Origin of the sequence: Acinetobacter sp. AR2-3, from assembly GCF_001878775.1 — a bacterium.
GTDB lineage: Bacteria > Pseudomonadota > Gammaproteobacteria > Pseudomonadales > Moraxellaceae > Acinetobacter > Acinetobacter lwoffii_D.
The window spans coordinates 12,055-25,761 of sequence record NZ_MJIQ01000028.1; the positions used below are offsets into that span (position 1 = coordinate 12,055).

Here is a 13,707-nt window from a genome sequence, read left to right on the forward strand (position 1 = left end):
GAATGGGAAAATAATCTTCACGACATAGTTGTTTATAGATTATACTTTGAGGAAATTATAGTAAGACATTTTTTGGATTACTCTTTGGGTTGATGACATGGAATTACGACACCTTCGCTACTTTATCACCGTTGCTGAAGAGCTCAATTTTAGTAAGGCAGCACTTAAACTTTATACGGCTCAACCTTCACTTAGCCAGCAAATCAAAGACCTGGAAGAAGATGTTGGCGTAAAGCTACTCAACCGAACCAAACGTAAAGTAGAGCTGACCGAAGAAGGCGCCGTATTCCTGGAACAGGCTCGTCTCACCCTGGCACAAGCGGACAAGGCCGTTGCCATGGCACGTCAGGTGTCACAGGCCAAGCAGCAAATGCTCCGCATCGGTTTTGTACCGGTGGCCGAGATGAAAATATTCCCGTATATCTTGCCAAATTTACGTGTACAGAACCCGGATTTAAAAATTGAACTGCTCAGCCTGAACAACAATGAGCAGATGCGTTTGTTAAAAAAAGGTGATCTGGATCTGACCTTTACCCGTCATAATTTCAATAGTGATGAAATTGAAAGCCAGTTCGTGATTCGTGAACCGCTGATTTTTCTCCTGCCTAAAGATCACCCCTTAGCAAAATACGAAAGAATTCCTGTTAAAGCATTGAATGGTATTGATTTTATTATTCCATCAGCAGAGCAGTCCTTGACCCTGAACCAGGCTATTCTGGACTTTGCCAAAGCCAACGGCATTGAACTCAATATCGTGCAAAAGGCCGATAATATTTTATTTAATATCAACTCGATCGGAATGGGCCTAGGCTGTACCATTTTGCCTGGCTATATTGCACCACTAACCATGGATAATACCGTGATTCGTCCGCTGGACGTGGAGTTGCCCTATTTAGACCTGTATGTCAGCTACCATAAAAACAACAAATCCTATGTCGTGAGCAAATTTCTTGAGCTTTTGACCCGTGTGTTCTATCTGGATATTAACCGTAGCGAACAAAATTAATCCTATTTCTTCCCTGCATTAGGCATATGCCATTCAACTTATGATAGGCATGTGCTTTTTTTGTTTTATTATTTTATGCTTAAGAATCCATTTTTAATTCTATTTTATAATAAAGAATCTATTTCTGGCGCTTAAATTTGTCACTTGCCCTTGACCCAAATTGTGTATTTTTAGCTCTAAATGTACTGCATTTACCACTTAAGTCTAATAAAGTTTCATTCGGATTTTTCTCAGTTTAAATAGCTCAAACCTATAAAAATTATTAGATTTTTATATTTATTCAAATAAATGAGAATCAAACTCACTTAGGTGCGCTACCTTAAATATTTCCGATATAAAAAAGGATGACCAAAGCCATCCTTTTTTAAAACTGTATCAAACTTATTTTACGCCGTGAACAGCCAGGTAGTTTTTGATCACAGTGTTGAACTCATCTGCTTTTTCAACTTGAGACCAGTGACCGCATTGGCTGAAGATATGTGCATCAGCATTTGGCACGATGTTCAGGATGTCCCAAGTACGAGAAACCGGAATCACCACGTCTTGCGTACCATGAATCAATAGTACAGGCACAGTAATGTCTTTCATTTTTTCGAAGTCTAATGGGAATTCGAAACGGTCACGGTCACGTGCGCCAACCACATCCATTAAACGATTTGATGCATAGTCATTTGCAGCAGAAGCAAAACGTACTTTTACCAGTTCATCAGTAATCAGGTCTTTGTTTACGACAAACATAGAAAGGGTTTTCTTGATTCCTTCTTCTGTAAGAACTGGGTTTGCGTGAGCTTTAAGTGCAGCTGTCTGTTTCGCACCGCCCGTACCCATAGACACGATACCCAAAATACGATCTGGATAATCCAATGCCATCTGGAATGCTAACCAGCCACCCAGAGAGTTACCGACCAACCAGGTTTTTTCGATACCCAAAGCATCTAGCGTACGGATCGCATGATCTACCCAGGCACGGATACCATATTCAGTACCCGGTGCAACCACAGTTTGGCCATAACCAATGGTATCAATCGCGATACAACGCGCTTGCTCACCAATTTGTGGCAGGTTTAACCACCAGTTTGCCGCGGCCGATACACCTGTACCTGAACCGTGTAAAAATAGAATAGGCGTACCTTCACCAATTTCATGGTAATGGGTCAACTCGCCTTCAGCGGTTTCAATCCATTTGTCTTCTAAGCCAAAGAATGGATCTGTTTGATAGTCAGGGATTTGAACAGTGCTCATATTGCTTCCTCTTACAGTCTTTCGCTTGCGTGTCCCTCTATTTTCAAGAATTCGACGTCAAGTTGACTCATTAAAATTACTTGTGTACACCCTTATATTAACCGCTCAACCGCAGCAAACTGATACAAAATTACGATTGCACCCAACAAAATAGATATAATTTAAGTGTTTGTTTTATATATTTTTTTATAAATTAAACCCTACATAAACTAAGGTTTTAACTGCATTCTTAAACCAAAAAGCAGCCAGAAGACTGACTGCTTTTAAAATATAGGGGTATTAGAATTTATGGGTATAAGTGGTGGCGACACGGTATTCTTGCAGGTCTGGTTTTGCTGGATTGGCAAAATTCACATCAATATACATCGCCTGTACACCCAAACCTTTTAATTTCCCTTCTGGCACAGTGTAGTTCACGATGGCATTCACTTCATCCGTATTGAAGTTTTGACCTTGATATGCCCCCGTCCCTTTCTGATCATAACCTTTGAAATATACGGCTGTTACATTTAAGCCTTTTGCACCCATTTCAGAGAAATCATAGCCATAAGCAACATTCCATGACTTTTCTTCAGGCGCGGTAAAGGTCGCTACCCCCAGTTCGCCAGATAAGCCTGTGGCACCCAGCCACCCAATGTCGGGAATGGGCTATTACCAAACATTTGCTGGTAACCCACACCTACGCTATGTGCACCATGATTCACTTTTGCAGCGACAGATAATGCCTGGTTATCGATCTCACCATACAGCTTGTCACCTGACTCCGAGTTATCGAAGTAACGAATGTGGCTATCTAATTTGGTTTTTTCACCGAGCGCAGTTTTGTAATTCACACCCAGATAATGCTGTTGGTAAATGTCTTGAACATCGGCATACCAGTAGCTCGCCCCTACTTCTTTAGTAAGCTGGTGGTCTACACCCGCAATCCACATGCCATCAGCTTCAGCACCCGTATCATAGAAACTTGGTGAAGCAAATTTAGTTAAGTCACGGAACTGGTTGTCATAACGGTTGTTAATACCATCAATATACGCCAGAGTTAACTTGGTATCCTTAAGGTCTTTAGACTCTAACCAAGCGCCACTATAAGTCGTTAATAACTGACGGGATGGATCGAATACCAAGACTGGAGATACCGGCAATAACTCGCCGACTTTCAGCTCAGTTTGTGAAACTTTGGCTTTTAAGGTCGCGCCGACTTTACCGAAATGATCTTTTGATTCTTTGCCATCGTGCGGTAAAACCCAGTCCGGATTTTTATCATGGCCGTTGAGTTTGACTGCATGTTGCACCAGTACATCAGCACCAACCTGCACACCACCACCGATATCGTGATAACCGGACTTGGCATCCAGAGTCACCCCTTGTGACCAAGAACCCCAGTTACGTGATGAATAGTCATCTTGATACTGACGGTCTAGATAAAAGTTTTTAAATTTGAGTTGAACATTGCTGTCGTCAATAAAGTCTGCATTCGTTGCAGTTGTCCCTAAAGTTGCTGTCGCAGCAAGCATTGCAATCCATAAATTGTGACGACGCATGATGAGTTCCCCATTCAGCTGATAAAATCCATGCAGCCATCATGCGCAAGTCGGTTTAAATAAAAAATCCGACCACAGTATTAAACTTTTGCTCTTTTAGCTCTTCATATTCCAAGCCCAGATTTAAGCGCTCAATCTCTTAGATTTTAAACCGATTAAAGAAAATAAAAATTTGACCGGATATTTAATTTATTTTTTTGTTTTCTCTATTAATAAGCGCAATTTTTTTTAAAATATTGAGCCACTATTTTTTATTTATCGTTTTTATGTTTAAGGAAAAAATTAAACTGAAATAATCTTCACCTAGCACTATAACTAAAATATCTGAGATCAGAGTTTTAATATATTATTAAATCTACTTCATAATAAAAAAGCATCCAAATCGGATGCTTTTTTATTAGCCTTATTTTAATACGAATGCATTAAAAATTAAGCTTGTAACTCACGCGCTTTAGACATCGTCAACGCCAAGTCTTCGATCATGTCTTCCTGACCACCAACCGTACCACGGCGACCCAGTTCCATCAGGATTTCACGTGCAGATACGCCATATTTTGCTTCAGCGCGTTTAGCAAACAACAGGAATGAAGAATAAACACCGGCATAACCTAAAGTTGCCGCATCACGGTCAGCACGAATCGGGTTGTGCATCATTGGAATCACAAGGTCTTCCGCAACGTCTTGTACTTTGAACAGGTCAACGCCAGTGTCCATATCCATACGGTTTGCCACAGCGATAAACAGTTCAAGTGGTGTATTACCTGCGCCAGCACCAAGACCAGCAGATGCCAAGTCAACACGTACTGCACCTGCCTGAACCGCAGCAACAGTATTCGATACACCCATACCTAAGTTGTGGTGACCATGGAAACCAAGCTCAATGCTTGAATCCAAGTGTTGACGTAAGTGACCCACACGGTCGATCACGTCTTGAGGAAGCATGTAACCTGCAGAGTCAGTTACATAGATACAGTTTGCACCGTAAGACACCATCTTGTTTGCTTCTTCAAGCAATTTTTCAGGAGATGCCATGTGAGCAAGCATTAAGAAGCCGACTGTGTCCATTTCTAATTTACGTGCAGCGGTGATGTGCTGCTCAGAACAATCCGCTTCAGTACAATGCGTCGCCACACGAATAGTAGAAACACCAATTTCATGTGCCATTTTCAAATGGTCAACCGTACCGATACCAGGTAAAAGCAATGCAGAAATTTTTGCATTTTTCATACGTGGCACAACAGCAGACAAGTATTCTTCATCCGTTGCAGCAGCAAAACCGTAGTTCACTGATGAACCACCCAGGCCGTCACCGTGTGTTACTTCAATTAAAGGTACGCCAGCATCATCAAGTGCTGTTGAAATTGCAATCATTTGCTCAACAGTCGTTTGATGGCGCTGCGGGTGCATACCATCACGCAAAGTCATATCATGAACAATAATCTTAGACATTTTGGTATTCCTTTAAGCTTCAGCGATGTTGAACACGTGTTCTGCGAACATTTCTGCAGTACGTGCAGCTGCTGCAGTCATAATATCCAGGTTGCCTGCGTATTTCGGCAGGAAGTCACCCAGACCTTCAACTTCCAAGTAAATTGATACACGGTTGCCATCAAATACAGGACCATTTACAAGCTTGTAACCTGGTACGTATTTTTGAACTTCCTTGATCATGGCATGTACAGATTCAGTGATCGCTGCCTGATCCGGCTCACCTTCTACTAGACAGTGAACAGTATCACGCATCATTAGAGGTGGCTCAGCCGGGTTAATGATGATGATCGCTTTACCTTGTTTCGCGCCGCCGACTTTCTCAATGGCACCTGCAGTAGTACGTGTGAATTCATCAATGTTTTTACGCGTTCCCGGACCAACCGACTTAGTCGATACAGTTGCAATGATTTCGCCGTATTCAACAGGTTGAACGCGAGAAACCGCAGCCACCATCGGAATCGTTGCCTGACCGCCACATGTCACCATGTTCACGTTTGGTACTTCGCCCGCTTGTAGTAATGCTTCAAGGTTGACTGGTGGTACACAAAATGGACCAATCGCAGCAGGCGTTAAGTCGATCATCAACACGCCAAGTTCATTCAGCTTGCGGCTGTTTTCAGCATGGACATAGGCAGAAGTTGCGTCGAATGCAATTTTGATGTCATCAGCAATCACATGAGGAAGAAGACCATCAACGCCTTCAGCTGTGGTTTTTAAACCCATTTTCGCAGCACGCGCCAAACCTTCAGAAGTCGGGTCAATCCCCACCATCCAAACAGGCTCTAACCATTCGCTGCGTTGTAATTTATAAAGCAAATCAGTACCAATATTCCCTGGACCGATCATTGCACATTTAATCTTTTTCATGAATGTACTCTCTTGGAATCTTGATTATTCAGCAGCGAATGCAGCGGTTACTGAACCGAAGCCTTCAATTTCAACTTTGAATTCATCACCTGGTTGCGCCACAACCATTGGACCTAAAGCACCCGTCAAGATGATGTCACCTGCCAACAATGGACGGCCACGACGCACCATTTCATCTGCAAGCCAAACCGCAGCATTGAGTGGGTTTGCAAGACATGCTTTACCCACGCCTTGAGAAACGACTTCCTCACCGCGCGTCATCACCATCTTGCAGTTCACAAGATCAAGTTTTTCTAACTTAACCGGCTGAGAACCCAAGACAAATGCAGCAGAAGATGCGTTATCCGCCACAGTATCAATCAGGCTAATTTTCCAGTTTTCGATACGGCTATCGACTACTTCAATTGCAGGCAATGCATAATCAGTCGCGCTGATAATGTCTGCATACGTGTGTTTTTCTTTGGTTAAATCCTGATTAATCACCAATGCAATTTCTGCTTCAACTTTTGGCTGAATCAGAAGACCGGCTGGAATTGCTTCACCATCGCCATAAGCCATGTCGGCAAACAACATACCGAAGTCAGGCTGATCTACGCCAAGCTGTGCTTGAACCACTTTCGATGTCAAACCAATTTTACGACCTACCAGACGGCGACCTTCCGCCAGAGCACGCTCGGTATTTACTTCCTGAACGGCATAGGCAATATCTACGTCAGCACTTTCACCACCAAGCTCCGGGCGAATCGGTGCGATCGCAGTTTTTGAGAGTTCAGCAGTACGTAATGCTTGTGCAACTGATTCAACAACAGCAGAATTCGACATCAATGTTTCCTTAAACTGCAAAAATTAGGCTTATGCCGGGATCTAAGAGGGACAGAAAATATGGACATGATCAGGCTGATCATCCGTATGGACTGCCTTTCTCAGAGCGAGCATAGGAATAAACAGTTTTAGGATGGGAAAAATCCGGCGTTTGTGCCAATAGTTATTTTATTTTTTGCTATAGCTATTATCTATAAGAATAATTTATGAAAAACTAAATAAAACAAAATCTTATTATTTAAAACACATCGTTATTTAGCAAAATAACTGCCATAATATGACCGAATAAAATCAGTACAATTACGACTTTAGACTAAAAGATAAGAACCAGCGATTAAATCTGCAGCACTCCCCAGCCAATTCAAACCGGGGAAATACTTGTTTTTCACTGCAACCAAGATAATGGATTAAACTGCTTGTTTCCATTGGACTTTAGCCAACAAAGCGCTATGCAAAGCAGCCACATCATCCACGATACAGACTGGATTAAATTGTGCTAAAAGTTCAGGTTCATGCACACCATAACTTACCCCAACGCTTGGCATGGCAATATTTTGCGCCATTTCCAGATCATAAGACGTATCACCGACCATAATCGCATGTTCAGCCTGCACACCGGTTTCCGCCAGAATTTCTTCTAACATGAGTGGATGAGGTTTAGAATGGGTTTCGCTGGCTGCGCGCGTACTCACAAACAGCTCTTCACTGTTCGTCTGTTTTAATACACGATCCAGACCTTTACGGCTTTTCCCTGTGGCTACTGCCAGCTTCACGCCTTGCTGCTGTAAATCTGCGAGCATGTGCGCTACGCCTTCAAACCAGGAGTCTCCTGATGAGTTGGCAACATAATGATCGGAATAAGCCTGCAAAATATCCGTATGTAATTCTGGTACTGTCGGGAATAAACGCTGTGCAACTTCAGGTAAACCCAGTCCAATAATACTTTTCGCATCTGCATCCGTTAACGGCTGCTGAAACTGCTGTGCGGCAAACTGCAAACTCGCCACGATTTGACCGACTGAATCAAATAAAGTGCCATCCCAATCGAAAATGACCAATTTTACAGGTGAGTTCATAAAAGATTTCCTAGATTTGATTCAGTCTTGAAGCCCTCTCCTACAAGGAGAAGGAATTTTTCATTCTTAAGCAAATGACTTTAATAAAAGAACCAATAAAGTCGAATTATCAATGAAGTTTTAATTCAACATTACTATTTAATAAGTAACGTTCCCTCTCCTGAACGAGTTTAAAGCACTGCTTTAAACGACGTGCAAGAAGGAGACTTGCTCAGCAGTGCTGCTTAGGGAGAGGATTCTTTCGAAATTTAATCTCCCCTAGCCCTCTTTAAGAAATAGGGGAATTCCCTCCTTTTTCAAAGGAGGGTGAGGGTGGATTAAATTTATTAAAAGAAAAAATAAGTCCTTATTGGGCAGCCGGTTTATCCGCTTTCTGCGCTCTTAACTGCGCCACCAGACTCTGCATATCTTCCGGCAATGGCGCTTCAATCGCTGGATAGCCCGGAATGTCCAGACGCATTGCATGTAAACACAAACGGCGTGGTTTTGGCCCACGATATTCTGTTTCATGACCATACTTTTCATCGCCTACTAGCGGATGACCAATACTCAAACCATGAACACGAATCTGATGGGTACGACCAGAAAGCGGAGATGCATACACCAGTGTGGCATGCATAAAACGTTCCTGCACATTCCACTGGGTTTTAGACTCTTTACCTTCTTTCGGGGACACGCAGACACGACGTTCACCATTGGCCAGCTCGTAACGATGTAAAGGTGCATCAATCAGCTGTTTATCCAGACTGACCTGCCCTTTTACTACAGCGGCATAGGTTTTTTTGATTTTATGTTCACGCAACATATCTTGTAATGTTTTCAACACGCTACGCTTTTTGGAAATCATCACCAGACCGGAAGTATCACGGTCAATCCGGTGAATCAGTTCCAGATACTTTTTACCGGTTGCGGCACGCAAGCCCTCAATCAGGCCATAGGCCACACCGCTACCACCATGCACAGCAATCCCGGAAGGTTTATTCACGACCATCAAACCTTCATCTTCATAAATCACACGGGCCAATAAGCCTTGTGCCACTTTGTCAGAAACAGGTGCAGCAGATTCATCTTTTTGTTCATAGCGAATCGGCGCAACGCGAATCTGGTCACCGATTGCGAGTTTGGTTTCTGCTTTAATGCGTTTTTTATTAACGCGAACCTGGCCTTCACGAATCAGACGATAGATACGGCTTTTTGGCACACCTTTCAGACGACTAAACAGGAAATTATCGATGCGTTGTCCATCTTGATGTTCATCCACTTCAAACCAAGTGACGTTTTGCCATTGTTGCGTAGAATTCATACAGTTACTATGACCCAAAAAATACTAAAATTGATTAAAAACTGATCACTTAGGTTATGCTTTACACAAGAAACATAAGCTTAGCCCATAGGCAGATGATGCAAGGTTTGATATAGTCAGCGCACGGAAACCATCGTTTGTGAGTAAAAGTTGAATCATTTCAGATTTTTCTGAACTTGATTGTTCAATTAAAGACTCACATGATACGGGAAGGTCCCCAAAGAATTATGCCACGCCGAAGGCTTATTATATCGGCAAACAAAGCAAACTGTTGCGTTTAATTGTACCTCAGGTACATAAATCAGTTTGTCTTAAAAAATATGTCGCCAACTTTGTTGGTTTTTAAACGTAAACTGATACACATCAGATTAGTCGCAACCTGAAGACGACTTCAGGCTACAGCGTTGATGCATTGGATCTGCACAGTTTGTAAAGATACGACGACAATTCCGTATCAAGACACTTTCTATAAAGAAGGGATGATCTTCGAGCAATGTGACAGTGAAAGTTACACACATCCAATGCACCGCTCGTCCGCCAGTGAAGCGTTCAGGTGACTTTAATCCGTTTAAAGATTGAAGCCGTATTGCCATCATCAATACGTGAATCAAAAACCGAAGCCCATCTATATTAAATAGAGCTCGGTCATAAAAGACTCAAACCACAATGAAATTCATTGCAGATTTGAGCCATTGATCCGTGATGTGTGATGTTCGCTACGTGTATAGCGATTTTTTGCTGTGTATCACTATAAGGTGTTACACCCATGAAACGTATGTTGATTAATGCAACACATGCCGAAGAAATTCGCGTTGCACTTGTCACTGGTCAGCGTCTTTACGATTTTGATTTAGAAAATCGTACCCGTGAACAAAAAAAATCCAATATCTACAAAGGTCACGTGACTCGCGTTGAACCTTCTTTAGAAGCTGTATTCGTTGAATACGGTGCAGGTCGCCAAGGCTTCCTGTCAATGCGTGAAATCGCAAATTCATATTACAAAGCCGACCCTCGCCAAACTTCAAATATCCGTGAACTGATCACTGAAGGCACCGAACTTCTGGTTCAGGTGGAAAAAGAAGAGCGTGGCAACAAAGGCGCTGCCCTGTCTACTTTTATCTCACTTGCTGGCCGTTATTTGGTATTAATGCCAAACAACCCGAAAGGTGGTGGTATCAGCCGTCAGATTTCCGGTTCAGTGCGTGAAGAACTGAAAGAAATGCTGGCAACACTGAACGTGCCACGTGGTATGAGCGTGATTGTGCGTACTGCCGGGATTGGCCGTTCACAAGAAGAATTGCAACTCGACTTACAGCACTTGTTAGACCTTTGGGCACAAATCCAGAGCACGGCAAGTTCAGGCCCATCGCCAATGCTGGTACATCAGGAAGCGGGTGTGGTAACACGTGCCATTCGTGACTACCTGCGTGATGATGTTGCTGAAATCCTGATTGACTCAGAACAAGCCTATAACGAAGCCTATAACTTCGTAAAAGCGGTAATGCCACGTCAGTTAGAAAAACTGAAAACTTATACCTTAAATGAACCTTTATTCGCGCATTTCGCGATTGAAAGTCAAATTCAAACCGCTTATGAACGTGAAGTAAAATTGCCTTCTGGCGGTTCGATCGTGATCGACCAAACTGAAGCTTTAGTGTCAATTGACATTAACTCAGCAAAATCGACTCGCGGTAGCGACGTTGAAGACACCGCGTTGAACACCAACATTGAAGCGGCAGAAGAAATCGCGCGTCAATTACGTTTACGCGATATCGGTGGCCTGGTGGTGATCGACTTCATCGACATGACCAAAGACCGCAACCAGCGTATGGTGGAAGCGAAGCTACGTGAAGCAACGCAAAGTGACCGTGCCCGTATTCAGTTCGGTCAATTGTCACGTTTTGGTTTGATGGAAATGAGCCGTCAACGTCTGCGTCCTTCTCTTGAAGAAGCGACTGGCTACGTTTGTCCACGCTGTCATGGTACCGGCATGGTCCGTGACCTGCGTTCTTTATCCCTTTCAATTATGCGTAAAGTGGAAGAGATTGCCCTGCGCGAACGTCATGGTGAAGTTCAAGTCGAAGTTCCAGTCGAAATTGCTGCCTTCTTATTGAATGAAAAACGTCACACCTTGGTGTATTTAGAACAGACTTCAAATGTACGTGTGACTGTGTTGCCTCACCCGCATCTGGAAACACCGCATTATGAAATCACTTATAATGCCGAAGGCTTTGCACCAACCAGCTATGAACGTACTGAAGCAACTCGTTCAAGTGAAAAAGAGTTGGGCTATGAGTCATCTGAATGGCATTTAGAAGAAGAACATACGCATGCTGCTGCCCCAGCGCCTGCTCAACAGCAAAACAACGGCAGAAACAATAAACGCCGTAACCAGCAAAACCAAAATGCACAGCAAGCACCTGTTGCGCAACAAGCTCCTGCCCAAGCACAAGTTGCGGCTCCTGCATCTAGCCCATGTGCCTGGTTAGAAAACCTGTTTGTTCAAAAACAGGCAGCGACTGTTGATCAATCGCGTACTGCCAACAATGCAGCTGCAGCAATTGAACAAATGATCAATGGCGGTGCGGTGAGCCGTGGTCAGTTCGGTCAATTGTCTGCACCGGTGGCACAACCTGCTCCACAGCAAGTGTCTCAACCTGCTGCTCCGGCAAGCAGCAATGCTTACCTGGCACCATCGACTGTAGCGCAAAAACAGGAACGTGATGCTGAAAAACCGGCAGAGCGTGATGAAAGAGCACCACGTCATAACAACAAAAAACCACGCAATCCGAAGCACAAAGAACCGCGTGAGCAGGTTCAGTCTGAAGCTTCCGCTCCTCAGCAACATCAGGTGCATGAAGAAGTGGTTCAGGTATCTCGTCAAGAGCAACGTCATGAAGCACGTGAAAACAAGCGTAATTCTCGCCGTCAGCATCACAATGAGCCATCTCAGCAAAATGATGTTCAAAACAATGAACAACAGCCTCAACAGGTAATGCCACGTCGTGACCGCCGCAACCAGCCACGTCAGGAACGCCCAAATCGCCACCGCGATCCAAGCGTGCTGAATGAGCAGGCTCAACAAGCAGCACCTGCAGTCGTTGAAGTTCCAGCAGTCAATGACAAGCAGCTTCGTGTTGAATTGGTCGATGCGCCACGTCAAGACGTGATGCCGACTGCTATGGTGGTGAATATTGACCAGGCGAAAAGCGAAATCGTGGCATTGAATGACAATGCTGCAGTTGTAACGCCAGCGGTTGAAGTTACTGCACCGGCAGATGCGCCAGTTGAAGAAGCCGCTGCTGAAAATGTAGTGGAAGCTGCACTGACAGCTCCTGTTGAAGAGGTTGTGCCAGCTGAAGAATCAAGCGCTGAAAAACCACGTGCCAGCAACGATCCGCGTCAGCGTCGTCGTCAGCAGCGTGAAGGACAGCCTCAACAGGCTACAGTTCAGAAGTTGACTCCTTCACAAGTACCAACGTTGGGTCAGTTCACCATTGGTAGCCTGATTCGCCATGTTTATGGTGAAGACTGCTCCGTACTGATTGAACAGTTTGGTTTATTGCCAACCTTCAACCGTGCTCTAGAGAAGTTCACAAAAGAGTACAACGCGAGTCTGGTGGCTGCAGCAACGCCTGCCACAGAGAAAAAACCGGTCACCCGTGATGTTCAAGTGACCGTAGCCAAGGTTGAAGCAGAGCCTGCTCCAGTTCTGGACCTGACTCCACCAAAACCGGTGTCGGACAAACGTGTCGCAAATGATCCACGTGAGCGTCGCCGTCTGGCTAAACAGGCTGCAGAACAGGCCCTGCAACAAGCCAAGCAACAGGCTAAAGTAGAAACAGCTCCGGCAGTTGAAACTACGCCAGAAGCACCTGTAGCAGCAGAAGCGCAAGCAGAGTCAGTTGAAGCAGCAGCAACTGAAACTCCAGTAGCCACTGAAGTAGCTATTGAAGAAACCGCAAATGCTCAGCCAGCTGAACAAGCAACTGAAACGACGGCACCATTAGATACAGCTCCTGCAGAAGAGGCTCCAGTCACTGAAGCTCAACCTGAAGATGCTGCGCCAGTTGAAGCAAATGCTGAATCAGAAGCTCCTGTTACAGAAGCCCAGGATCAGGCCGAAGTAACAACAGAAGACACTGAAGCCAGCGAAGCTGAAAAAGCAGAGAAACAGGCTGCTCGTCCACGTCGTCCACGTGGTCGTCCACCGAAAAAAGCCAATACTGCAACTGAATCATAATTTGCTCAATTGCAGTCATCTAAAAAAACCTAGTCATTTCGGTGACTAGGTTTTTTTTTCTAGATTTAGTCAGAATAGGTTGATTGCACTAGTGTTTTAACGCTAAAAGATGGCTA

General features: G+C 44.1%; 8 protein-coding genes and 1 pseudogene. 2 read left to right on the forward strand and 7 right to left on the reverse strand.

Features of this window, described 5'->3' with window-relative positions; all coding sequences use genetic code 11:
• Positions 1 to 97 precede the first annotated feature (97 nt).
• Positions 98 to 1,006 (forward strand): DNA-binding transcriptional regulator HcaR, encoded by a 909-nt coding sequence (gene hcaR / locus BFN00_RS03320; protein ID WP_044111817.1) that lies wholly within the window; start codon positions 98 to 100, stop codon positions 1,004 to 1,006.
• A 381-nt stretch (positions 1,007 to 1,387) separates the two neighbouring features.
• On the opposite strand, the gene BFN00_RS03325 is transcribed toward hcaR, so the two are convergent.
• The 7 genes and pseudogenes from BFN00_RS03325 to BFN00_RS03355 all read right to left on the reverse strand — a co-directional run bounded on the left by BFN00_RS03325 (position 1,388) and on the right by BFN00_RS03355 (position 9,348).
• Positions 1,388 to 2,248, reverse strand: coding sequence for an alpha/beta fold hydrolase (locus tag BFN00_RS03325; RefSeq protein WP_004278523.1), 861 nt, complete (start codon positions 2,246 to 2,248; stop codon positions 1,388 to 1,390).
• Between the two features lie 279 nt (positions 2,249 to 2,527).
• Positions 2,528 to 3,789 (reverse strand): annotated as a pseudogene (locus BFN00_RS03330) (OprD family outer membrane porin).
• 429 nt (positions 3,790 to 4,218) lie between these two features.
• Complete coding sequence (dmpG, locus tag BFN00_RS03335; protein WP_071850450.1) at positions 4,219 to 5,238, reverse strand: 4-hydroxy-2-oxovalerate aldolase; 1,020 nt, start codon at positions 5,236 to 5,238, stop codon at positions 4,219 to 4,221.
• A gap of 12 nt (positions 5,239 to 5,250) precedes the next feature.
• Entirely contained in the window at positions 5,251 to 6,147 is an 897-nt protein-coding gene (locus tag BFN00_RS03340; RefSeq protein WP_071850451.1) for an acetaldehyde dehydrogenase (acetylating), read from the reverse strand.
• Positions 6,148 to 6,171: 24 nt separating this feature from the next.
• A complete protein-coding gene (locus BFN00_RS03345; RefSeq protein WP_071850452.1) occupies positions 6,172 to 6,969 on the reverse strand; it encodes a 2-keto-4-pentenoate hydratase in 798 nt (265 codons plus the stop codon).
• Positions 6,970 to 7,376: 407 nt separating this feature from the next.
• A complete protein-coding gene (locus BFN00_RS03350) occupies positions 7,377 to 8,045 on the reverse strand; it encodes an HAD-IA family hydrolase (RefSeq protein WP_005250564.1) in 669 nt (222 codons plus the stop codon).
• 346 nt (positions 8,046 to 8,391) lie between these two features.
• Positions 8,392 to 9,348: an RluA family pseudouridine synthase gene (locus BFN00_RS03355; protein ID WP_004278531.1), complete on the reverse strand. Its 957-nt coding sequence runs from the start codon at positions 9,346 to 9,348 to the stop codon at positions 8,392 to 8,394.
• A 766-nt stretch (positions 9,349 to 10,114) separates the two neighbouring features.
• Between BFN00_RS03355 and BFN00_RS03365 the strand changes: the two genes are divergently transcribed.
• Positions 10,115 to 13,591 (forward strand): Rne/Rng family ribonuclease, encoded by a 3,477-nt coding sequence (locus tag BFN00_RS03365; protein ID WP_071850453.1) that lies wholly within the window; start codon positions 10,115 to 10,117, stop codon positions 13,589 to 13,591.
• The last annotated feature ends 116 nt before the right edge of the window (positions 13,592 to 13,707 follow it).

Excerpts from the sequence above, each read along its gene's own strand:
- BFN00_RS03355 (WP_004278531.1), bottom strand. The coding sequence starts at position 9,348 with ATGAATTCTACGCAACAATGGCAAAACGTCACTTGGTTTGAAGTGGAT.
- BFN00_RS03325 (WP_004278523.1), bottom strand. The coding sequence starts at position 2,248 with ATGAGCACTGTTCAAATCCCTGACTATCAAACAGATCCATTCTTTGGC.
- BFN00_RS03350 (WP_005250564.1), bottom strand. The coding sequence starts at position 8,045 with ATGAACTCACCTGTAAAATTGGTCATTTTCGATTGGGATGGCACTTTA.
- hcaR (WP_044111817.1), top strand. The coding sequence starts at position 98 with ATGGAATTACGACACCTTCGCTACTTTATCACCGTTGCTGAAGAGCTC.
- dmpG (WP_071850450.1), bottom strand. The coding sequence starts at position 5,238 with ATGTCTAAGATTATTGTTCATGATATGACTTTGCGTGATGGTATGCAC.
- BFN00_RS03345 (WP_071850452.1), bottom strand. The coding sequence starts at position 6,969 with ATGTCGAATTCTGCTGTTGTTGAATCAGTTGCACAAGCATTACGTACT.
- BFN00_RS03340 (WP_071850451.1), bottom strand. The coding sequence starts at position 6,147 with ATGAAAAAGATTAAATGTGCAATGATCGGTCCAGGGAATATTGGTACT.
- BFN00_RS03365 (WP_071850453.1), top strand. The coding sequence starts at position 10,115 with ATGAAACGTATGTTGATTAATGCAACACATGCCGAAGAAATTCGCGTT.